This window comes from Actinoplanes lutulentus, from assembly GCF_003259845.1.
GTDB classification, from domain to species: domain Bacteria; phylum Actinomycetota; class Actinomycetes; order Mycobacteriales; family Micromonosporaceae; genus Actinoplanes; species Actinoplanes lutulentus.
On record NZ_QLMJ01000003.1, the window covers coordinates 154,592 to 176,280 of the forward strand.

Annotated in this window: 22 protein-coding genes and 1 tRNA gene; 6 read left to right on the forward strand and 17 right to left on the reverse strand. The window is 68.7% G+C overall.

Annotated elements, in window-relative coordinates:
• Positions 1-9: 9 nt before the first annotated feature.
• Together B0I29_RS07640 and B0I29_RS07645 are read right to left on the reverse strand one after the other, a co-directional pair.
• Positions 10-1,641: an APC family permease gene (locus B0I29_RS07640; protein ID WP_311733611.1), complete on the reverse strand. Its 1,632-nt coding sequence runs from the start codon at positions 1,639-1,641 to the stop codon at positions 10-12.
• Positions 1,638-2,288 (reverse strand): GOLPH3/VPS74 family protein, encoded by a 651-nt coding sequence (locus B0I29_RS07645; protein ID WP_111648190.1) that lies wholly within the window; start codon positions 2,286-2,288, stop codon positions 1,638-1,640. Before B0I29_RS07645 ends, B0I29_RS07640 begins: the two co-directional genes overlap by 4 nt.
• Positions 2,289-2,544: 256 nt before the next feature.
• Between B0I29_RS07645 and B0I29_RS07650 the strand changes: the two genes are divergently transcribed.
• Entirely contained in the window at positions 2,545-3,393 is an 849-nt protein-coding gene (locus B0I29_RS07650; RefSeq protein ID WP_111648191.1) for a helix-turn-helix domain-containing protein, read from the forward strand.
• A 41-nt stretch (positions 3,394-3,434) separates the two neighbouring features.
• The gene (locus B0I29_RS07655; RefSeq protein WP_111648192.1) at positions 3,435-3,650 is read left to right on the forward strand and encodes a DUF397 domain-containing protein; all 216 of its coding nucleotides are present in this window, start codon (positions 3,435-3,437) and stop codon (positions 3,648-3,650) included.
• A gap of 165 nt (positions 3,651-3,815) precedes the next feature.
• Here the strand turns inward: B0I29_RS07655 and B0I29_RS07660 are convergent, their stop codons facing one another.
• Both B0I29_RS07660 and B0I29_RS45140 read right to left on the reverse strand, forming a co-directional pair.
• The gene (locus B0I29_RS07660; RefSeq protein ID WP_146616737.1) at positions 3,816-4,589 is read right to left on the reverse strand and encodes a hypothetical protein; all 774 of its coding nucleotides are present in this window, start codon (positions 4,587-4,589) and stop codon (positions 3,816-3,818) included.
• Between the two features lie 88 nt (positions 4,590-4,677).
• Positions 4,678-4,980: a hypothetical protein gene (locus B0I29_RS45140; RefSeq protein ID WP_146616738.1), complete on the reverse strand. Its 303-nt coding sequence runs from the start codon at positions 4,978-4,980 to the stop codon at positions 4,678-4,680.
• A 177-nt stretch (positions 4,981-5,157) separates the two neighbouring features.
• Between B0I29_RS45140 and B0I29_RS07665 the strand changes: the two genes are divergently transcribed.
• Positions 5,158-7,020 carry a sensor domain-containing diguanylate cyclase gene (locus B0I29_RS07665; RefSeq protein ID WP_146616739.1) on the forward strand — a complete coding sequence of 621 codons (1,863 nt, stop codon included), beginning with the start codon at positions 5,158-5,160 and terminating at the stop codon, positions 7,018-7,020.
• Here B0I29_RS07665 and B0I29_RS07670 read toward each other — a convergent pair.
• On the reverse strand, positions 7,005-8,435 hold the full coding sequence (locus tag B0I29_RS07670; protein WP_111648195.1) for an LVIVD repeat-containing protein: 1,431 nt from the start codon (positions 8,433-8,435) through the stop codon (positions 7,005-7,007). The genes B0I29_RS07665 and B0I29_RS07670 overlap by 16 nt on opposite strands.
• Before the next feature lie 133 nt (positions 8,436-8,568).
• Between B0I29_RS07670 and B0I29_RS07675 the strand changes: the two genes are divergently transcribed.
• Positions 8,569-9,237: a DUF305 domain-containing protein gene (locus tag B0I29_RS07675; RefSeq protein WP_111648196.1), complete on the forward strand. Its 669-nt coding sequence runs from the start codon at positions 8,569-8,571 to the stop codon at positions 9,235-9,237.
• Positions 9,238-9,255: 18 nt separating this feature from the next.
• Here the strand turns inward: B0I29_RS07675 and B0I29_RS07680 are convergent, their stop codons facing one another.
• The 8 genes from B0I29_RS07680 to B0I29_RS07715 form a co-directional block, all read right to left on the reverse strand.
• Entirely contained in the window at positions 9,256-9,981 is a 726-nt protein-coding gene (locus B0I29_RS07680; RefSeq protein ID WP_111648197.1) for an SDR family NAD(P)-dependent oxidoreductase, read from the reverse strand.
• Positions 9,982-10,011: 30 nt separating this feature from the next.
• Entirely contained in the window at positions 10,012-10,833 is an 822-nt protein-coding gene (locus tag B0I29_RS07685) for a helix-turn-helix transcriptional regulator (RefSeq protein WP_111648198.1), read from the reverse strand.
• 68 nt (positions 10,834-10,901) lie between these two features.
• The gene (locus tag B0I29_RS07690) at positions 10,902-11,495 is read right to left on the reverse strand and encodes an FIMAH domain-containing protein (protein WP_146616740.1); all 594 of its coding nucleotides are present in this window, start codon (positions 11,493-11,495) and stop codon (positions 10,902-10,904) included.
• A gap of 19 nt (positions 11,496-11,514) precedes the next feature.
• The gene (locus B0I29_RS07695; RefSeq protein ID WP_181557731.1) at positions 11,515-12,714 is read right to left on the reverse strand and encodes a cytochrome P450 family protein; all 1,200 of its coding nucleotides are present in this window, start codon (positions 12,712-12,714) and stop codon (positions 11,515-11,517) included.
• Between the two features lie 23 nt (positions 12,715-12,737).
• Positions 12,738-13,547 (reverse strand): ABC transporter permease, encoded by an 810-nt coding sequence (locus B0I29_RS07700; RefSeq protein WP_245972333.1) that lies wholly within the window; start codon positions 13,545-13,547, stop codon positions 12,738-12,740.
• Complete coding sequence (locus B0I29_RS07705; RefSeq protein ID WP_111648200.1) at positions 13,532-14,269, reverse strand: ABC transporter permease; 738 nt, start codon at positions 14,267-14,269, stop codon at positions 13,532-13,534. Before B0I29_RS07705 ends, B0I29_RS07700 begins: the two co-directional genes overlap by 16 nt.
• The gene (locus tag B0I29_RS07710; protein ID WP_111648201.1) at positions 14,266-15,015 is read right to left on the reverse strand and encodes an ABC transporter ATP-binding protein; all 750 of its coding nucleotides are present in this window, start codon (positions 15,013-15,015) and stop codon (positions 14,266-14,268) included. Before B0I29_RS07710 ends, B0I29_RS07705 begins: the two co-directional genes overlap by 4 nt.
• Positions 15,016-15,035: 20 nt before the next feature.
• The gene (locus B0I29_RS07715) at positions 15,036-16,112 is read right to left on the reverse strand and encodes an ABC transporter substrate-binding protein (RefSeq protein ID WP_111648202.1); all 1,077 of its coding nucleotides are present in this window, start codon (positions 16,110-16,112) and stop codon (positions 15,036-15,038) included.
• 399 nt (positions 16,113-16,511) lie between these two features.
• On the opposite strand from B0I29_RS07715, the gene B0I29_RS07720 reads away from it, so the two are divergent.
• Positions 16,512-18,050, forward strand: coding sequence for a sulfatase family protein (locus tag B0I29_RS07720; protein ID WP_111648203.1), 1,539 nt, complete (start codon positions 16,512-16,514; stop codon positions 18,048-18,050).
• Here the strand turns inward: B0I29_RS07720 and B0I29_RS07725 are convergent.
• Complete coding sequence (locus tag B0I29_RS07725) at positions 18,047-18,694, reverse strand: NADPH-dependent FMN reductase (RefSeq protein WP_111648204.1); 648 nt, start codon at positions 18,692-18,694, stop codon at positions 18,047-18,049. The two genes, B0I29_RS07720 and B0I29_RS07725, sit on opposite strands and share 4 nt — an antisense overlap.
• Before the next feature lie 146 nt (positions 18,695-18,840).
• On the opposite strand from B0I29_RS07725, the gene B0I29_RS07730 reads away from it, so the two are divergent.
• Positions 18,841-19,518 carry a DUF4190 domain-containing protein gene (locus B0I29_RS07730; protein WP_111648205.1) on the forward strand — a complete coding sequence of 226 codons (678 nt, stop codon included), beginning with the start codon at positions 18,841-18,843 and terminating at the stop codon, positions 19,516-19,518.
• Between the two features lie 52 nt (positions 19,519-19,570).
• On the opposite strand, the gene B0I29_RS07735 is transcribed toward B0I29_RS07730, so the two are convergent.
• From B0I29_RS07735 to B0I29_RS07745, 3 genes are all read right to left on the reverse strand, one after another.
• Positions 19,571-19,643: transfer RNA gene (locus tag B0I29_RS07735), tRNA-Lys, on the reverse strand.
• A 41-nt stretch (positions 19,644-19,684) separates the two neighbouring features.
• Positions 19,685-20,635 carry an SEC-C domain-containing protein gene (locus tag B0I29_RS07740; RefSeq protein ID WP_146616741.1) on the reverse strand — a complete coding sequence of 317 codons (951 nt, stop codon included), beginning with the start codon at positions 20,633-20,635 and terminating at the stop codon, positions 19,685-19,687.
• A gap of 52 nt (positions 20,636-20,687) precedes the next feature.
• Entirely contained in the window at positions 20,688-21,662 is a 975-nt protein-coding gene (locus B0I29_RS07745; RefSeq protein ID WP_111648207.1) for a polysaccharide deacetylase family protein, read from the reverse strand.
• Positions 21,663-21,689: the final 27 nt, after the last annotated feature.

A 21,689-nucleotide genomic window follows, 5' to 3' on the forward strand; every position in this document is an offset into this window, starting at 1 on the left:
GGATCTTCCCTACTTGATCGACGGAAGTTGTTGATCGCGGTATTCATGCGGGTTCTGCGAGTTCGTCTGCGAGTGCGAGTGCGGACGAGCCAGCGCCGAGTAATCGATGACGTTGCGGCCGTCGGCACCCCGGCCGATTCCCGCGTACACGTCCGGCCTGGTGCGCCGCATGATCAGCGCCCAGATGAATCCGATGCTCGCGCAGATCAGGTACCCCACCTGGAACACCCAGTGGAAGACCGAGCCGGACTCCACCTGCAGCAGATCGCCGAGACCGATCACGGTCGCCAGCAGGATGATGCTGAGCAGGAAGAACGCGACGATCGGTGCGATCCGGCCACGCCAGATGTTCTCGCCGCGGGAGTGCTGGACGAAGAACGCGATCACGGCTGCCGAAGCGGCCCACATCAGGATCAGGATGCCGAGGCCGCCGATGACGGTCAGCCACGCGAACAGGTGAACCAGCGGATCGATCTTGAGAGCCCCGTACGCCAGCAGCACCACGAGAGCCAGCGCGCTCTGCGTGATCGAGCCGACCACCGGCGCGCCGGTACGCGGATGCGCATAACCCCAGCGACTCGGCAGCACCCGCTCACGGCCCAGTGCGTACTGGTAGCGCGAGACAGCGGCGTGGAAGGCGAGCAGGGCGGCGAAGATACTCGTCATGAAGAGCAGGTAACCGATGCTGATCAGCGTCGACGGCACATGTGGCGCGACCAGGCTGAAGACCAGGTTCGTCTCCTCGCGCCGGGCGTCCGCCACGATCTGGGTCGGGCCGGCCGCGACCGACATGGCCCAGGCCGACACCGAGCAGAGGATGCCCGCCAGGATCACGCAGAGGTGGGTGGCCCGGGCGATGGTGCGTTTCGGGTCCTTCGCCTCCTCGGAGAGCACGACGGTCGCCTCGAACCCGGTGAACCCGCCGATCGCCAGCATCATCATCGCGACGACCTCGGGGCTGAGCAGCTGTGACGGCGCCAGCGAGGCGAAGCTGACCGAGCCCTCCGCCGGGTTGCCGACCATCACCAGGTCGTAGATCACCACGACCGCGATCTCGGCGATCAGCAGCACGCCGAGCACCTTGCCACTGAGGTCGACCCAGAGCATGCCGAGCACCGCGATCAGTGCCCAGGCGACCAGCGCACAGGCGAGCCAGGACGCTTGCAGACCGACCGCTTCCAGGACCGCCGAGGCCACCACCCCGAAGAGCCCGAAGAGCCCGATCTGCATGAGCGAATAGGAGACCAGCGCGACGAAAGCCGCCGAGACACCGAGCTCACGACCCAAACCATGACTGATGTACGAGTAGAAGGCGCCCGAGTTGACGATGTGCCGGCTCATCGCGACGAACCCGACCGTGAAGATCGAGAGAATGCCCGCGACAACGAGGTAGACCAGCGGCACCGCCGTGTTGCCGACCACCGCGTAGATCGTCGAGATGGCCCCGATGATCACGGTGAGCGGCGCCGCACCGGCAACGCCGAAGAAGACCACCGACGAAACGCCGAGCCGGTTGCTGGCCAGCGCCTGACTCACGATGTCGGGGCCGGTGCCGGTGTTCCTCTGCAGGTCCATCAGCATCGTGCCGGCCCACTGATCAACGTTGTTGCGCCGGCGCTGGTGGCGGCCGGCCGGGCTCACCGGCGGCCCACCGCGAGCGCGGTGCCCACCGACTGCTCGGTGCACTCGACGATCTCACGCAGATCGTTGGGCAGCGAGGAGATCATGGCGGGCAGGGCATGGTAGATGTGCGGGTAGTTCTCGAATCCGTACATGACGTGCCGGGTCAGGCCGGTCGCCACCACCAGTCCGACGAGCATCCGGTCGGCGATGTTGAGGTCCATCCCGCGAACCAGAATGTTCGCGATCCGGGTGGAGGCCCAGGCGGCGGCGTTGCGCTGCCGCGCGGTGTTGGGCATGTAGAGGGTCTGTGTCGAGCCCAGCATGCGGCGGCGGGTCACCATCTCGACGGCGCCCACACGCATCAGTCGCTCGGCCACCCGCAGGCCCGCGTCCTGGGACAGGAATGCCAGCCAGGTCCGCACGTCGGTGTGCTGCGACTGGGCACTGAGAAGGTCCAGAACATCGTGGGTCAGCGCGTCACGCGGCGGGTGACGATCAACGATGAACAGTTCGCCGTCGGCCACGCCGATGCGGCCTTCGAGCACTAACTCCGAGAGCAGCGCGGCGGCCAATCCGAGGCCGGTCGCACGGGGATGAAGCCGGGATCGCCCGGTGCGGTCCTCGTGTGCGATCAGGTAGTACTGGTCAGCCAACACTTGCGCCACGCCCCTTAGACGCCAGTTCCAATGATCATTTCTCTATGTGTAGGAAAGAAGACAGAACTCGATGTCCGCAGCATCATGTACCCAACATCAAGGTCAATACAAGAAGTACTAGACTTCTTATTCAGGCCCTGCGGTGTCACACTCCTAATTGGATCATGCATATTCGCGATCATGAGGAAGTGTGATCTTGAATGGGTTGTTCGACCACGAGGAACCGACCGTAATATCGACTTCATCAGGACGGTAGGGAGTCCAGGTGTCCGATATAGAGGGTCCGACGCTGCGACGCCGCCGACTGGGCGCGGAGCTCAAAAGATGCCGGGAAGCAGCCGGCCTGACGCAACAGGACGTGTCCCGGCACTTCGAATGGCACGCCGCCAAGGTCACCCGGATCGAGACCGCACGGGTGGCGGTGACGCCGCGCGACGTGCGGGACCTGCTGACCCTTTACAACGTGCGCGACCAGGGATATCGCGAGGCGCTGGTGGAGCTCGCCCGGCTCTCACGCGAGCGCACCTGGTGGACCGATTACCGGGACATCCTGCGCCCCGGCAACTTCGTCGGGCTGGAGGCTGCCGCCTCGTCGATGCGCGCCTGGGAACCGATCATCGTCCCGGGTCTGCTGCAGACCGAGTCGTACATGCGGGCACTGATCAGGACCGGTCGTTCATCCGACACGGCTCAGCAGATCGACCGGCGCGTCGCGCTGCGCATGACCCGGCAGAGCCGGCTCGGCGGCGAACGCCCGCTGGAACTCTCCGCCGTCATCGACGAATCCGTGGTGCGCCGGGTCATCGGCGGCGAGGACGTCATGGCAGAGCAGCTGCAACATCTGATCGATACAGCTAGATTACCGAATGTAATGCTGCAGATCCTGCCGTTCAGCGCCGGGGAACATCCGTTCCTAGGCGGCTCAGCAGCGCTTTTGGAGTTCCGCGAGACCACCCATTTGGATGTTGTCTACCTTGAAGGCATTGCGGGAGACTATTACGAAGAGCAACCAGACGAGGTTGCCCGGTACCGACAGGAGTTCGAGCGAATGAGCGCTAAGTCGCTCGATCATCGGACTACGATAAAGATGATCGAGAGTCTGCTCGTCGCGTAGCGCTCCCGAAGAAATCTCATATCGAAGGGAGGTGCTCGAGTATGCTCGCGCACCAACTCGACGGTGCCGTCTGGAAAAAAGGCAGTCGCAGTAACGGCAGCGGTGGCAGCAACTGTGTCGAGGTCGCATTCCTCGACAAGGAAATCGCCGTCCGTGACAGCAAGGACCAGGCGGGCCCGGCTCTCATGTTCACGTTAGCGGAGTGGACCGCTTTCGTGGACTCCGCCAAGGACGGCGAATTCGATATCAACTCGTGAGAGCCTACCGATAGGCGCGCACCGATGGAAGTCCTGAACAGCTAGATCGACTTTCGCGATGTGCGACTTGAGGAATGCCACGGCGTCTCCCCGTGAGGCGCCGTGGCATCGTCACATCTGGCCGGAACCTCCGGCAGCCGATGATGACAATCGGTCAGCGCCCGCTCACGCGAAGGCGGGGCGGAAGGCCTCGCGGGTGGTGACGCGCGGCGCCGGGATCAGGTGCTCGACCGCTGCGGCCCGGGCCTGGGCGACGGCTGCCTCGCGGATCAGGCTGTCCCGGTTGCGGCAGGCGTCCAGGGCGTCGTGCCAGGCCGCGCGCTCGTCGGCCACGGCCCGCTCGTACACCTTGGCCAGGTACTCGGCGCTGACCCGCTGCACCACCAGCTCCTGCTCGGCCGGGTGCAGGCGGGCATCCCAGCCGTTACGCCCGCTCAGCGCGTCGGCGACCGCCTCGGCGGGCAGCTCGCCACGGCCGGCGGCCTCCTGAACGGCACGGTGCAGGAAGCGCTCGCGGTACGCGTACTCATGGGTGGTCCTGGCCGTGTAAGGCGTGCCGAAGGCCGCTGTGGCCCGTCCCCTGGCCCAGCGCGCGTCCGAGGCCTGCCAGGCCTCCCAGGCCGCGTCCACCGCCGCGTCGGCCGACTCCCAGTGTCCCTGCCAGCGCTGCGACGCGTACCCGGCCTGATCAGCCGCGACCTGGATCTCCTCGGCGTAACGCACCGCCTGGACCGCCTCGTCGAGGCGCCGCTGGCGCAGCTCGTCGCGCTTCTCGGCGCGGCGGCGCAGGAAGCCCACCGTGTCGATCAGGGCGCGCCCCGGGTTGCGCACGTTATGCGGGCTGGCCAGCACCACCAGGGCCGGCAGCGTGAGCAGCATCAGCGCTGCCCAGATCGCCATCGGGGCCGGTTGGGTCAGCATCTCAGCAACGATGTTCATGGTTCGGTTCCGTCCGCTCGTCTCGCGTTTCCCGCTCTCTCCTGGCATGCGTCGACCCCCGGCAGCGCAGCACGCTGCCCGAAAAGGGTCAGGCGAGAGAAGCGGGCGGCGCCCGCGAGCCGGCCGCGCCGGCGACGGTCTGAGCGCGCAGAACGCGCTCGAACGCGGTGGTCGAGCAGAGGCGAACCGGCGCGGACGCCGGATCTTCCTGGGTACGCGCGGGAGCGTCACACGCGTCGGCGGAGGCCGTTTGCACCGCCGTGGAGGAGGCGGAGATGCTGTTTGCGCTCGGGCGCCGCACGGCAGAGGCCGGTGCGGTGAAGAAGGCCAGAACGAGCGCCAGCAGAACAGGCAACGACCGGAGCAGAACGCTGCGGTGTGTCGTGGCCATGGGATGAAAGTACCGATTTGCTCCCTAGAGTCCGATCTTGGCGCGCCGGACGGTCACCCGTTCCGGCTACGTGAATCGGATAGATCCTGCGCGGAAAGGATCACTCAGTTTCGCGCTTGTCCCGCCGATGGTGGAGATCGACCGGAAGCCATCCGGGGCACCCGGACAGGAGCGATCATGCAGATGCGCGCCGCGGTCAGAGACCCGGTTCTGCTGGCGCTCCTGACGACCGGTCTGCTGCTCGCCCCGTGGTTCCTGGCCGGGCCGGGCGGCACCACCATGCCCTGGGTCATCCAGGCGGCGCTCGACGTGCTGATGGCGTACATCGCGTGGCGGCTGGCCCGGCATCCGGAGATGCCCGCGGCCGGACGGCGGTTCTGGCAGGTCGTGATGATCGCCTGCGCGTCCTGCGCGATCGGTGACACGTACCAGTGCCTGATGGTTCTCGCGAACCCCGGAACCACCCGGATCAGCCTGGTGCAGACGACGTTCGTGGTCGCCGGCATGGCCACCGTGGTCGTGGCCACGCTGCGGCACCCGCTGGGCGGCGCCGGGCGGCAGCGCCTGCGGCTCTGGTTCGACACGGCCACCGTGCTGACCGGCGTCGCGGTCTTCCTCTGGTACTTCCTGCTCGCCGAGGAGATCGGCGGACGACACGACTCGGACCGCTGGGCCGCCTCGGCCACCGCGGTGGTGATGCTGCTGATCGCGTTCGGGGTGCTCAAGCTGATCCTGAGCGGGACGGCGCCGTTCACCCGGGTGTCCGGGTCGGCGGCGGCGCTCGGCGTGGCCGGCACCGCGCTGGCCGCCCCGATCACCACCGGGCTCGTCGGCGACCCCGGCCTCGGGCTGATGACAGTGGTGCAGCTGCTGCCGTGCGTACTCACCACCGCGGCGCTGCGCCTGCAACAGCTACAGGCCGGGCTGCTGGCGCCACGGCTGCCCGGACCTCTCGGGCCGCGGTCGAGCCGGTTGCCGTATCTCGCGGTCGTCGCGACCCAGCTCCTGCTGGTCTGGTCGCTGCGGGAGAAGACGATCGACAGCCGGCTCTGGGGCGTCGCGATCGGCGTCGTGGTGATCACCGCGCTGGTGCTGGGCCGGCAGCTGGTGGCGTTCCGGGACAACGAGCGGTTGCTCGGCGAGCTCGACGAGCAGCGTGAGCGGTTCCGGGCCCTGGTGCAGAACACGTCCGACCTGACGCTGGTGGTCGACCCGCTCGGGAAGATCGACTATGCCAGTCCGGCCGCTGAGCGCGTGCTCGGCCTCACGCCGGAGCAGCTTCTGGAGACGAACCTTTACGACCGTACGCATCCGGATGATCTCTCCGCCGTGAACGAGCTCTCCGAGCAGCTCGCCGCGCGCCCCGGCCACGGCGTCACGACGCAGCTCCGGTGGCGGCACGCGGACGGCACGCACCGGTGGCTCGACGTGGTCAGCACCGACCTGCGCAACAACCCCAGCGTCGGCGGGGTGGTGCTCAACGCCCGCGACGCCACCGAGACCCGGGCGCTGCACGACGAGCTGCGGCGGCAGGCCAGCCACGACGCGCTCACCGGGCTGGCGAACCGGGTGCTGCTGCACCGCCGGCTCCAGGAGTCGGCGGCCGTCACGGTCAGCATGCTGCTGATCGACCTGGACGGCTTCAAACAGGTCAACGACCTGCATGGGCACCACGCCGGCGACGTCGTGCTCCAGACGGTCGCGGAGCGGCTCACCGGCATGCTCGGCGCCGGCGAGCTGGCCGCGCGGCTGGGTGGCGACGAGTTCGCGGTGCTGCTGCCCGGCACCGCCGAGGCGGAGGCCACCAACCTGGCCGAGCAGATCGCCGCGGTGGTGGCCGAGCCGATGATGGTCGCCGGCCAGTGGCTGAGCGTGGGCGCCAGCGTCGGTGTCGCGACCGGAACACCGGGCGAGGGCGACGGCCTGCTCCGCGAGGCGGACGCGCTCATGTACGAGCGGAAGAAGGCCAGAAAAGCCGGAGGGACCGCCCTCACGGACGATCCCTCCGGTCTAGCTACGACACATCACCAGCGACGGTAGTTGTCCTGGGTCTGCGCGTTGAACTGCCAGGTGCGCTCACGCTCGGCCTTGTCGATCCGGCGGTCGCTCACCTCCAGGACGTCCAGACCCTTCTGGATGTCGTTGGAGTAGATGAAGCCGTTGTACCAGTACGCGGACCACGAGCCACCGACGATGAACCGGTCGGCGCTGAGCGGGCCCCGCTCCCAGTACGCGATCTCCTTGGGCTTCTTCGAGTCGGTGAAGTCCCAGATCGAGATGCCACCCTGGTACCAGGCCTGGACCATGATGTCCTTGCCCTTGACCGGGATCAGCGAGCCGTTGTGGGCGACGCAGTTCTCCAGGGCCGAGTTCTCCCGCGGGATCTTGAAGTAGCTCTGGAACTCGAGCTTGACCTTCTTGCCCTTGCCCTTGAGGTGGTAGATCGCGTCGGCGCCACGGTTCGGGCCGATCTCCGGGTTACAGGTGGCCTGGCCGCCGCCGCCGAGCTCGTCGGTGAAGACGACCTTGGTGCCGTCGTTGTTGAACGTGGCCGAGTGCCAGAACGCGAAGTTCTCGGTGTCCCGGACCGTGGTGAGCACCTTCGGCGCCACCGGGTTCGAGATGTCGAAGATCGCGCCGTCACCCATGCAAGCACCGGCCGCGATGTCCTTCTCCGGGTACGCCGTGATGTCGTGGCAGCCCGTGGTCGGGTAACCGTCGGCGTCACCGGGGTAACCGCCGTCCGGGAAGAGCACCGGCGTGGCGACGACAGCCGCCGCGGTCGGGTTCTTCAGCGGAACCTTGACGATCGAGATCTTGTCGTGCGGCAGCGCGCAGTTGGGCACGCTGGCACCGGACAGGTTGTAGGACGACACGTACAGGTAGACCGACTTGTCGCGGCCCTTGCCCGGCACGATCGTCTGGGTGTGCGAACCGCAGTCCGTCTTCACCGCCGCGACGTACTGCGGGCTCTTCGGGTTGCTGATGTCGAAGACCTTGATGCCTTCCCAGCGCGGCGTCTCAGCCGGCGACGTCCCGGGCACCGAGGTGCTCGCGCAGGAGTCGTCGGAGCGCTGCGCGTCGGTGGCGAGGAAGAGCAGGTCTCCCCAGATCGAGATGTCGTTCTGCGCGCCGGGACAGACCACGACGGCGGCGACCGACGGCTTCCGCGGGTTGCTGATGTCGTAGACGGTGAACCCGTTGTAGTTACCGCCGTACGCGTATTTGCCCTGGAACGCCCAGTCCGAGTTGAGGGAGTTCTCGGCCGCGAACGGAGCGGCTTTCGGGATGTTGGCGATCTGCTTGAGGTTGGAACTGCTGCGGATCTCGTCGACCGCCGGAATGTCGGCCGCCGCGGCCTGGGCGGGCGCCACGGCCAGGAAGCTGAGCAGGACTGCCGCAGCACCAATACTGGACAGGCGCTTGAACCGCCCTCGTGGGGCAGGGTGCTTCATGGAGCTCCTTCCGGGTACGGAGCCACCGACGACACACCGCGAGTCGTGTCGCGAGCACCCCCGGTGACAGCGATATCGGTCGTTACGATAGCTGTCGAATGTTGCGTTGGGGACCCTTACCGAAAAGGAAGCAATGAATCGCCGACACACACGGAGCCGGGCGGCCGTCGCCCTCGCGGCCGTCGCCGCCGCCGGGATCGCCCTGACCGCCTGCTCAGCAGAGGACAAGGAGCCCGTGGCTCAGTCCTCTGCCGCCTCATCCTCGCCGATTCCGGTGCTGCTGCCGGGCCGTCCGGGAGAATCGGCAGTGGTGTCCGATTCTGATCAGGTGAAGGCGCCCGACGGGACGGCGTACAACTCGATCGACGTGGCGTACGTGCAGATGATGATCGCCCACCACGACCAGGCTGTCGCGATGGCCGACCTGGCGCCCGGGCGAGCCGGCAACAGCGCGCTGAAGCGGCTCGCCGAGCGGATCAGCGTCGGCCAGAAACTCGAAGTCGATTACCTGAAGTCCTGGTTGAAGGACCGGAACCAGCCCAAATCCGATCCCAGCCACGACCACTCGACGATGCCGGGCGGGCAGAGCCCGGAGAAGATCGCGGCTCTCACGGCGGCCACCGGCGCCGGCTTCGACCGCCTTTTCGTGGCCATGATGACCGAGCACCACAAGGGCGCGCAGCAGATGGCCGGCGATCTTCTGAAGAGCGGCGTGGACGAGCGACTGTCCGAATTAGCCAATGAATCGGCGGTCGAGCAGATCTCCGAGATCCGGCGGATGGCCGAGCTGGGACTCAGCTGATCGTTTCCCTGAAAAGGATCAGAGGAGCATGCCGCCCGAGGCCTCGACGCGCTGGCCGGTGATCCAGCCGGCGCCGTCGCCGAGCATCGTCGCGACCGCCGCGGCGATCTCCTCGGGCCGAGCCACCCGGCCCAGCGCGGTCACGCTGCCGATGTGGGCGCGTACCTGCTCGTTGTCACGGAGCGCGCCGCCACCGAACTCGGTGCCGGCCGGTCCGGGCGCCACCACGTTGGCGGTGATGCCGCGCGGGCCGAGCTCCTTCGCCAGGTACTTGGTGAAGACCTCGACCGCGCCCTTCATCGCGGCGTACGCGGCGTAGACGCCCTCGCCGGTGAAACGGGTCAGCCCGGTGGAGAGGTTCACGATCCGGCCGCCGTCGGCGATCAGCGGGAGCAGTTTCTGGGTCAGGAAGAACATGCCGCGCCAGTGCACGTTCAGCATCTCGTCGAAGGCTTCGACCGAGGTCTCCGCGATCGAGCCGGCCGCGCCGACGCCGGCGTTGTTGACCAGGAAGTCGAAGTCGGTCCGGCCGAACCGGTCGGCGAGGACCTGACGCAACGAGCCGGCGAACGCGTCGTACGAACCGAGGTCGCCGACGGTGAGCGGCAGTGCGACAGCGTCGATCTTCTCGCCGGGGTCGCCGCGGTACGTGTAGATCACTTCGACGCCGGCGTCGATCAGAGCGAGGGCGGTGGCCCGGCCGAGTCCGCGGTTACCACCGGTGATCAGGGCGATTTTGGGCATGGTGATGCCTTTCTACGGGTTTTTTCAGACTTAAGCGTTTACCGCGGCGAGGAGCTGGAGCTTCTCGTGACTCGCTGAGCCGGGCACCGCGGTGAAGACCAACAGGGTCTGCATCTGGTCCGGGTCGAGCAGGTTCTGGCAGTACAGCTCGATCTCGCCGAGCTGCGGGTGCAGCAGCGTCTTGCGGTCGGTGTGCGTGAGGCCGACCTCGTGATCGGCCCAGATCGCGGCGAACTCCGGGCTCACCGCCAGCAGCGCCTCGACGATCTCGCCGGCCCGGCTGTCCGGCGCCGCCGCGTACGCCCGCCGCAACTGAGCAGTGAGGATCCGCGCGTGCCTCGGGTGGTGCTCCTCGGGGTAGGTCCGGCGGCACTCCGGCACGGTGAACCACCGGTACCACGCGCTGCGCGCCAGGCCGGTGAACCGGGTCTCGTCGCCGACCAGCGCGACCGCCATCGGGGTCTGCACCAGCGTCTCGCCCCACCGGGAGATGACCATCGCCGCGGTGTCGTCGAGCCGGTCCAGGATCCGCATCACCCCGGGGTTGATGTGGTCGTCGCGCAGCGCCCGCTGCGGCACCGGGTGGCCGCCCAGACGGAACAGGTGGTCCCGCTCCTCCAGGCCGAGATGCAGGGCCCGGGCCAGCGCCGCGAGCATCTGCTCGGACGGCGCGGGGCCGCGCTGCTGCTCGATCCGGCCGTAGTAGTCGGCCGACATCCCGGCGAGCGACGCGACCTCCTCGCGACGCAGGCCACCGGTCCGCCGCCGGGCGCCCCGGGGCAGCCCGACGTCCTCCGGCTGGAGCGCCTCACGGCGAGTCCGGAGAAAGTCGGCCAGCTGGTCTCGATCCATGTGACCAGTCTGGCCCGGGTGTGCGTACGGATGAAGGCCGAACTTATCCGGGGACGACTGATCCCTGTTTAATCGTCGTCGTCGCCATCGTCGTCGCCCGAGGTGGGCAGGACCGCGCCGATCTGGGTGGCGCCGGCCGCGAGGGTCTGGAATCCAGCCTCGCTGATGTCACCCTTCTCGCGCAGTTCGGCGAGCTTCTTGACGAACTCCTCCAGCTTGCGGGAGGCCTTGTCCGGGTCCTTGCGGAGCCGGTTCTTCAGCTGCTCCAGGCGCCGGTTCAGCGCGTCCGCGCCCCTGCGGTCCAGCTCGCCGCGCTTCTCCAGTGCCCGCACCACGGTCGCCAGCTGGGTCACCAGCTCGGCCGGACGGGCCGGGGCTGCCGTGGTGGGTCTCGGCGTGGGCGACTTGCTGGCCGGCGCCGCCGAGGGCTCCTCGACCGGCGCGTCCTCGGTGATCACCGTGCTGGGCGCGGCGATCGGCACGGCCGGCGACTCCGGGTCGTCGTCCCCGCCGGACGAAATGATCGTCACGGCGACGGTCACGAACAGCACGGTCGCCGCCGTGACCGCACCCAGGATCTTCAGACGCTGGCTCGCGCCCTGCGGCTTGACCACGGGCAGCTTGGTCGTCGGCGAGTAGTACGGATCATGAGGGACGGACACGGCCGTCATCATGCCAGGTCTACAGCGACACCGGCAGATCGTGCAGCCCGCGCAGCAGCAGACCCGGACGCCACCGCAGGTCCTCCGCGGCGATCGCCAGCCGTAGATCCGGGTGGCGGGCCATCAGCTGGGTGAAGGCGATCTGCGCCTCCATCCGGGCCAGCGGAGCGCCGAGGCAGTAATGGATGCCGTGGCCGAACGCCAGATGCGGGTTCTGCGTGCGGTCCAGGCGCAGCGCGTCGGCGTCCGGGAAACGGGCCTCGTCACGGTTCGCCGACAGCAGCATGACCACGACCGGGTCGCCGGCGCGCACGGTGACGCCGCCGATCTCCAGGTCCTCGGTGGCGACCCGGAACGTGGAGGTCTCGACCGGCCCCTCGTATCGCAGGAACTCCTCGATCGCGGTGGGCAGCAGCGACGGCTCGGCACGCAGCCGTTCCCACTGGTCGCGGTCGCGGAGCAACAGGTATGTCCCGTTGCCGATCAGGTTGACCGTGGTCTCGTGGCCGGCGATGAGCAGCAGGAAGACCATCGAGGAGAGCTCGGACTCGGTGAGCTGGTCCGCGGAGTCACGGACCTGGATCAGCCCGGAGAGCAGGTCGGTCCCGGGGGTCGCGCGGCGCTCGGCGATCAGGGCGAGGATGTAACCGACCATGGCACGGATCGCCGGTTCCAGCCGGGAGCCGGACTGTGATCCGGCAACGATCACATTGGACCAGTCGCGGAACGCGTCCCGGTCGTCCGGCGGCACACCGAGCAGCTCGCAGATCACCTGGATCGGCAGCGGGAACGCGAACGCGTCGATCAGATCGACCTGGTCCTGGCCCTCCATCGCGTCCAGCAGGTCGCGGGTGATCTCCTCGATCCGCGGACGCAGGCTCTCGATGCGGCGGGCCGTGAAGGCTGCCGACACCAGGCGGCGCAGCCGGGTGTGGTCGGGCGGGTCTGCGGCCAGCATGTGCCGGGAGAGGATCGCGGCGGGGCTTGCCGCCCGGTTCGCCGCCTCGGACGAGCCGACCGAGAAAGCGGACTGCTTGGAGAGGCGCGGATCGGCCAGGGCCCGGCGGGCGTCGTCGTAACGCGTGACCACCCAGGCGCTCAGCCCACTGGGCAGCCGGGTGCGCCGGACCGGGCCGGTCCGGCGCCACGCCGCGTACGTGGGGTGCGGGTCCGCCTGAAACGCCGGATCAGTGAAGTCGACCTCAAGTCCCCGTGTCACCCCACCACGATACCCGTCAATATCTACAGAGTGCGGCCGGTTCGTTCGGGGGCGTAACGGGCCAGGGTGAGCTGCTCGGCGAAGCTGATCAGCGTGTAGAGCACGATCGACGCGACCGTCACGATCGTCACGCCGGTCCACATCCGGTCCAGCTCGAACGTCGTCACCGAGGCGAGCATCAGGTAACCGAGGCCCTTGCCAGTGGCGAGCCACTCGGCCAGCAGCGCGCCGACCAGAGCCAGCGGCGCGGCCACCCGCAGCGCCGCGAAGAGCGCCGGCAACGCGCCGGGCAGCTGTACGCGGAACAGGGTGGTGTACGCCGAGGCGCCGTACGCCCGCATCAGATCGAGCGACGACGGGGTGACCGCCCGCAGCGCCAGCGAGACGTTGACCAGCACCGGGAAGAACGTCACGATCCCGGCGATCACGGTGACCGCGACGAGGCCGCGCCCGAAGATCAGCGCGATCAGCGGGGTCATCGCGACCAGCGGTACCGCGCGCAGAGCCATCGCGACCGGCAGCAGCGTCTGCTCGACACCCTGCCACAGCGCGAACGCGATCGCGGTCGCGAGGGCCGCCACCGTACCGAAGGCCAGGCCGAGCAACGCGTCCACCGCGGTGACCTTGAAGGCTTCCCACAGCAGCGCGCGTTCCGCGTCGTTGGCCGGATCGGTCACGAAGTTCCAGACGTCGATCGGGCCCCGGGTCAGGAACGGGTCCAGCTCCAGGCCCTTGACCAGCAGCTGCCAGACACCGCAGATGACCGCCACCGACAGCAGCGCGCCACCGATCCCCTTGAGGAACTTCCAGGCCGCCTTCATCGGGGCGCCCACGGGGTGAGCAGCCGGCCGGCCAGGCCGGTCAGCGCGTACGCAAGACCGGAGAGTGCAGTCGCCACCAGGGCGATCCCCCACGTCCGTTCGACAGCGAGGCTCTGCTGCGAGTTGATCATCGCGACTCCCAGTCCGGACTCCGCACCCAGGTACTCACCGATGATCGCGCCGAGCATCGCGGCCGGCGCGGCGATCCGCAGACCGGCGAAAAGGCTCGGCAGACAGGCACGCAGCCGCACCCGCCACAACTGCGTCCACCGCCCTCCGCCGTACGCCCGGATCAGGTCGAGACTGGTCGCGTCCGCGCTGCGCAGCCCGACCAGCGCGCCGACCAGGGTGGTGAAGATGACCGAGATGGCGGCCAGGATCACCTTGGAGGTGTCGCCGCTGAACAGCACCGCGAGCACCGGCCCGATCGCGATCACCGGCAGGCAGTAACTGACCAGCGCGAGCTGGAGCAGCGCCCGCTCGATCAGCGGGATCTGCACGAAGAGCACGGCCAGCACGATCGCGATGGCGTTGCCCCACAGCCAGCCGAGGCCGGCCTCGCGCAGGGTCGCCTCGGCGTTCGGCCAGTAGAAGCCGAAGCCGTCGGTGCCGAGCTGAGCCAGGATCGCGGTGGGCGGCGGCACCGCACGGCTCTCGGCGAAGACCGTGCGGCCCAGCAGCTCCCAGACGGCGAGCAGGCCGAGCAGGCCCGCCGCGCCTTTGAGGGACTTCATTCGCCGTTCCCGAACAGCAGCGCGCTCAGCTGGTCCTCAAGCTCGTGGAACCGGGCCGTGCGCATCATCTCGGGCGTACGCGGCCGGGGCAGGTCGATGTCGACCTGTGCCACGATCCGGCCGGGCCGGGCGCTCATCACGGCCACCGTGTCGGCCAGGAACACCGCCTCGGCGATCGAGTGCGTGACCAGCAGGGTGGTCGTCGCCCGCTCGCTCCAGATCCGCTGCAGCTCCAGGTTGAGGCGCTGGCGGGTCATCTCGTCGAGCGCGCCGAACGGCTCGTCCAGCAGCAGGATCCGCGGTTCCACCACGAGCGCGCGGGCGATCGCCACGCGCTGCCGCATGCCGCCGGAGAGCTGGGACGGGCGGGCCTCCTCGAAGCCCTCCAGCCCGACCAGCTTGATCAGATCGGTGATCGTGGAGTCGTCCACCTTGACCCCGCTGACCTCCAGCGGCAGCCGGATGTTGGCTTTCACCGACCGCCACGGCAGCAGCGCGGCGTCCTGGAACGCGATGCCGAGATGGTGGTTGCGCCGGGTCGCGGCCGGGCCCTCGCCGTGCACGAACGCCTCACCCGAGGTAGGGCTGTCGAGGTCGGCGAGGATCCGCAGGATGGTGGACTTGCCGCACCCGGACGGCCCGAGCAGCGCCACGAACGCGCCGGCCGGAGTGTCCAGGTCGACGTTGTCGAGCGCGGTGACAGTCGACCGGCGGATCGTGAACTGCTTGGTGAGCTTGCGCAGCACGATCCCCCGGTCGGACTCGCTCAGGACGCCGCCTTCAGGTTCGGGTTCTCCTCGTAGACCTCCTTGATCACGGAGAGATCGAAGAGCTGCTCCTTGGTGATGGTCACACCGCCCAGCGCCAGCGTCGCGATGGTCTCCTCGACGTGCGCGTCGGTGATCGTGAACAGGCCGTTCGCCTTGGTGTCCTCGGTCTGCACGACGGTGTTCTGCGCCTCGGACTCGAGCACCTGCTCCTTCTCGTCGAGGCCCAGGTCCTTGCCGTACTTGGTGGCGGCCAGGTTCGCGCCCAGCGCCGGGTCGGCGAGCGAGTCGGTCCAGCCCTTGATGTCGGCGACCAGCAGCGCCTTGAGCTTGTCGCGGTCCGAGGTGAGGCTGGAGCGCTTCACCACGTAGACCTCGGAGACCATCGGGTAACCGTGGTCGTTGAGGAGCATGACCGCGGTCTCGACGCCCTTGGTCTTCAGCAGGTTCGGCTCGTTGGTGAAGAACGAGAACCAGCCGTCGACCTCTTTGGACACCAGCGGGGTCGGGTCGAACTGGGCCGGCACCTTCGTGACGCTCGCCGGGTCGATGTTGTTGGCCTTGAGGAACGCGTTCCAGACCGGCTCGTTTGTCGCCTGGACACCGATCTTCTTGCCGACCATGTCCTGCGGCGTGTTGATCGGGGTGTCCTTGAGACTCACGATCGCGAACGGGTTCTTCTGGTACTGGGCGCCGAGGATCACCAGGTCGGCGCCCTTGAGGATCGCGGCCGCGGTGATGTCCGGCGAGGAGATGCCGACCAGAGCCTTGCCGGCGGCAACCACTGCGTCCTGGCTGACCGTCGGTCCACCGGACATCAGGTTGACCGAGCTGAAGCCGGCGTCCTTGTAGTAACCCTTGGTGTCCGCGATGTAAGCACCGGCGAACTCGACGTTCTTGATCCACGAGAGCTGGTAGTTCAGGGCGCCGAGGTCCTTCACGCCACCGGACTCGCCGCCGGAGGACGTCGACTCGTCGCCGTCGCCGCACGCGGCGAGCAGGGCAGCGGAGATGCCGAGGCCGGCGAGGCCGGCTCCGCCGCGGAGGAGGGCACGCCGATTTATGTACGCGGTCACGCGATGCTCACTTTCCCTCAAGAAGGAGCAGACGCTAACCACGGATCGTTTCGACGCAGTTTCCTTGTGTTTCGCGTTCCAGCCTCAGGGAAGCCGCCGCCTTTTCGTTAGGAAACCGCTGCTCAGATGCCGCTTCGGCGGGGAGTGCGCGGTGGCCGCAGCGGCAACCGTGGCCGAGGCGGCCGTTGCGGGCGGACGCGGCGCGGGCGTGGCTGGGCGCAGACGGCGACGATGGCGAACATGGATGCGACTATCCATCGATTCCGGGCCGCGAAGGCCTCCGTTGAGGGATTCTTAAAGATCATCTCACCAGGAGGTAAGCAACCACCGATCGTGGGGGCACTCCAGCCGACTACCCTCCGGTGGTCACCCCTTCCTCGGATGGAGTCACCGCACCACATGTCTTCTCGTTCCCGCCGCGCGCTGTCCGTCGCCGCCGTGGCCGCCACGCTCCTGGCCGCGACCGCGTGCACCACCACGGCGGCCTCCCCGACGACCGCGAGCCCGGCCCCGTCAGCGAGCCGGCCGAGCCCGGCGGAGATCGAGTCGGCGGCGACCCAGCCGAACATCGTGCTGGTGCTCACCGACGACCTGTCGAAGAACCTCGTGCGGTACATGCCGAACCTGCGAAAGATGCAGCAGGACGGCACGACGTTCACCAATTACACGGTGACCGACTCGCTCTGCTGCCCGTCGCGGGCGTCGCTCTTCAAGGGACAGTTCCCGCACAACACCGGGATCTACAAGAACCACGGGTCGGACGGCGGTTTCCGGCTCTTCCACAGCCGGGGCCAGGAGAGCTCGACGTTCGCGACCGACCTGAAAGCGGCCGGGTACCGCACCGGGTTCTTCGGCAAGTACCTCAACGAGTACCTGCCGGCGACCAGCTTCAACGGCGGTAAGCCGTACGTGCCGCCGGGCTGGGACCAGTGGTTCGCCGGCGGGAACGCGTACGACAACTTCAACTACGCGCTGAACGAGAACGGGACGGTCAAGAAGTACGGGAAGAAGCCGGCGGATTACCTCACCGACGTGCTCTCGGCCAAGGCGACCGGCTTCATCACCAGCTCGGCGGCGACCGGTTCGCCGTTCATGCTGGAGGTCTCGACGTACGCGCCGCACGCCCCGTACACCCCGGCGCCACGGGACGCGAAGCTGTTCCCGGGGCTGACGGCTCCGCGGACGGCGGCGTACGACAGGCTGCCCGAGGACGCGCCTGCCTGGCTCGCCACCCATCCGCGGCTGAACGCGGCGCAGAAATCCCGGATGGACGCCGAGTTCCGCAAGCGGGCCCAGTCGGTGCAGTCGGTGGACCGGATGCTCGGCGCGCTGCGCGACACCCTGACCACGGCCGGCGTCGCCGACGACACGCTCGTGGTCTTCGCGTCCGACAACGGGTACCACATGGGCGAGTACACGCTGCCCTCCGGCAAGCAGACCGCTTTCGACACCGACGTCAACGTGCCGCTGATCGTGACCGGGCACGGCGTGAAGGCCGGGCAGACCGTCGAGGCCGTCGTGGAGAACACCGACCTGCGGCCCACCTTCGCCGATCTGGCCGGTGAGCGGGCGCCCGCCGAGGTGGACGGGCAGAGCCTCAGGCAACTGCTCGCCGGCGAGACACCGGCGCTCTGGCGCAAGGCCGCGCTGATCGAGCACCGCGACCCGGCCACCGACCCGGCCGACCCGGATTACGAGCACGACAGCATCAACATCCCACCGGCGTACGACGCGATCCGGACCGCCGACTTCACCTATGTGCAGTACGTCGACGGCACCCGCGAGTACTACGACCGCCGCGCCGACCCGGACCAGCTGCGCAATCTGGCCGGCTCGCTGCCGGCCGACCGGCTCACCCAGCTGCGAGCTTCGGTACGCACGATGACCAAGTGCGTCGGCGCCGAAGCCTGCCTGCGAGCAGCGAGCGCGATCAGCTAGGCACCGCGGGCCCACGGCGGCAGCTGGGCGCCGCGCGGGAAGCCCGGCCCGTCCTGGCGCTGCACCACCGGGTACACGCTGGAGTGCGCCTGCCACGAGGGCTGCGGCGCGGCGGGCCGTTCGGTCAGCGAGCGGACCAGCGCGTGCACCATGTCCTGCAACGCCATGTGCAGGCGCGCATCGGTGATCAGGCCGTCCGCGCCGATCGTCGCCATGTCCAGCGGGATCCGCACGCAGGCCGGGCGCAGCAGCCGGGCGCTGCCGTGGCCCAGCACCGACTCCAGCGAGGTCCGGGCGCCGTCGTCGACGCCCGGCTCCACCACGGAGAGCCAGGCGACCGGCTTGCCGCGCAGCTCACCGCCGTCGATCAGCCAGTCCAGCAGGTTCTTGAGGCTGCCGGGCAGCGATCCGGCGTACTCCGGGGTGCTGATCAGCAGGGCGTCCGCCATGGTGACCTGGCGGCGCAGCTCGGACACCGACGACGGCGGGTACACCTCGCCCGGTACGAACGCGGGCAGTGCGACGAGGCCTTCGTACAGGTCCGCGGCGATTCCCTCGGCGGCGTGCCGGGCCGCGGTACGCAGGGCTGCGGTGTGCAAGGAGCCGCCACGGGTGCTCCCCGAGATCAGCAGGACACGCGTCATGGTTGCCGACGATACGGGCAGGCACGCCACATCACCGTACGGCCGACCCCGATCGGATTTTCGTACCGAATGAGGCTCGACGAGTAGCCATGGGCGGCGCCGGACGGCAGCATGAACAAACGGTCCAAAACAGGAACTCGGAGCTCATGTCGCACCCCACGCCGCAAGACCCGTTCGAGCCGACCACGCCGCTTCCGCCGGCATACCCGGCTCCGGATAGCGCGCCGCCGACCACCCCGTTCCAGCAGGCCCCACCGCCGTACCCGGAGGCGCCCGCTTACCCGCCGGCGTCGCCTTACGAGCCGACCGCGCCGTTCGACCCGACGGCGCCGTACCAGCCGCCGGCCAGCTCGCCGCCGTACCAGCCCCCGGCCAGCCCGCCGCCGTACCAGTCGAACACGCCGTTCCCGCCGCAGCCGTACGCGCCACAGCCGTCCTACGAGGCACAGCCGTTCTCCGGCCCGCCGGCCTCCGGGTACGCCGACAAGGGTTATCCCCAGGGTTATCCACAGCCGGGTTACGGCCCGCAGCCGGGTTACGGGCCGGCCGGCGGGGCACTGCCCACCTCGGGCTGGTCGGTGGCGTCGCTCGTGCTGGGCATCATCGGCGTGCTGATCGGCTGGTGCACCTACGCCATCATCCCGCTGCTCGCGGTGGTCTTCGGCCACATCGGACTCGCCGAGACCAAGGGCGGGCGCAAGTCCGGCCGGGGCATGGCGGTCGCCGGTCTGGTCATGGGTTACCTGGTCATCGCCGTGACGCTGCTCATCATCGTGGTGCTGGGCGGCATCGGCGCGTTCAGCGAGCTCTCGACGTCGCCCTGATCTGACGGAGAAGGCCCCGATCCTGATCAGGATCGGGGCCTTTCACGTGTTGTGCGCCGCGTAGGACTTGAACCTACAACCCGCGGATTAAGAGTCCGCTGCTCTGCCAGTTGAGCTAGCGGCGCCGGCCAACGAGAAAGAACGTTAGCACACGGCTGAACAGGCCTTAACGGGACCTGGGCAGGCAACACCTCTTGTATTTCGCCCCGGAATCGCACCAGCACGCGTCGTTACGACCGGGCGGCCAGACGGCTGCCGGACCGTGTCCTTCGAGCTGCCGTGCGTACCCGGCGCGCACCTCCGTGTCGCCGGGATCACCGCCGTGCCGGCCCACGTATTCGGCGAGACCGTCGGCCGTCCCGGCGTAGAGGCGGAAGCCGGATTGCCCGGATTCGGTCCAGAGGGTCAGCGCCTTCTCCAGGTCGGCCCGATGCGCGTCCCAGGTGTGCCCGTAGACGTCGGCGAACGCCGGCCAGCGCAGCAGCACCTTGTCGAACTCGGCGTGCGGCCAGAACATCACGCCCTGGCCGGGCTGTGCCCGCTTGCGGTCGACGACGTCGTCGTACTCGTCGGCGGGCAGCTCCAGGTCACGGCGGATCCGGCGGCGGGACTGCAGCAGTGAGCCGGTGAGACGCTGGTTGAGCGCGGTGTCCGGACGGTCCAGGACGGTGGTCAGGGCCGCGGTCAGCCACTGCTCCGCGATCTCGCCCTGGCCGCACTCCTCCAGAGCCTCACCGAGGTATGACGCGGCCTCCGGGTCCCGGACCAGTTTCGGCCGCAGCGCGGTGAACGCCGCCATCGCCTCGTCCTCACGGCCGAGCCGGGACAGCAGCTCGCCGCGCCGTGCCCGCGCGAAACCGCCGGCCGCATCCTCGACCTGCCGGTACACCTCGATGGCACGGTCGACGAGCGCCAGCGCCGGTGGCAGCTCACCCTGTTTCTCGGTGAGCTCGGCGGCCAGCATCAGCGCGTACCCGGTGTCGGCCGGGTCGGCGAGCCCCTGTTGATCGACTGCGGCCAGCAGCTCGGTGACGGCCGCGCGAGGATCACCGCCGCGCAGCGCGTCGTAGCCGATCATGTCCAGATCATCACTGGTCAGCAACTGAGTGGATGACACAAATCACCCTAACCCGTGGGCGTGGATCCCCACGCCCACGGAGGGTTTTCCGTTACGTCGCAGTACAGGTCAGCGCAGGCCAGGACCAGTTTCCGCCGTGCTGGACGGTGAATCCGAACGTGTTGCCGCTCCCGTTCGGCCTGGCCGTCATCACGGTGGCCGACGTCCAGCTCACCGCCGCGTTCCAGGTCGCGATGATCCGTTGCGGCGAGGCGAGCGTGACGGTGACCGTCCAGTTGTTCGACCCGGTCACCGTGACCTGGCCGTTGAACCGGTCACTCCACTTCTGCCCTTCCGCGTAGCTGGCGGCACACGGTGAGCCGCCGCCACCGCCACCTCCGCCGCCACCGGACGTCGACGGCGCCACCGCTCGGCCCGTCGACGGGGAGATCATGCCGGCGCAGAGGCCGCGGTTGCGCAGGCCGGCCGCGATCTGTGGCACGGCGGCCACTGTCGTCGCGTACTGGTCGTGCATGAGGATCACGCCGCCGTTGGTCAGCGTGCTCGCGGCCTGCACGATCTGCGCGGTGCTCGCGCCGTTCCAGTCCTGCGAGTCGACGTCCCAGGTGACCGTTCGCAGGCCGAGGGCCGACGCCGCGGACTGCAGGGTGGCGTTCGTCTCCCCGTACGGCGGGCGGAACAGCACCGGGGTGCCGCCGCCACCGGCCTGAATCGCGCTCTGGGTCCGGGAGAGCTCCGAACTCATCTGCGCCGAGCTGAGCGTCAGCATGTGCGGGTGGGTGTAGCTGTGGTTGGCGACCCACATGCCGGCCGACACCTGGGCGGCGACGAGCCCGGGGTTGGCCGCCGCGTTCTGGCCGGTGTTGAACATCGTGGCGCGTACGCCCGCCGACCGCAGAGCGTTCAGCAGGGTGCTCGTGTTGCCGGGGTTGGGGCCGTCGTCGTAGGTGAGCGCGACGTAACCGTTGGCACAGTCGGCAGCCGCCGCTGCCTGGGCCGGAGGATGCCCGAGCAGGAGGGGGCCGGCCACGGCCAGGACGGCGGCCGCGGCGAGGGATCGACGCATGGGGGATCACCTTTCGATGGATTGGGG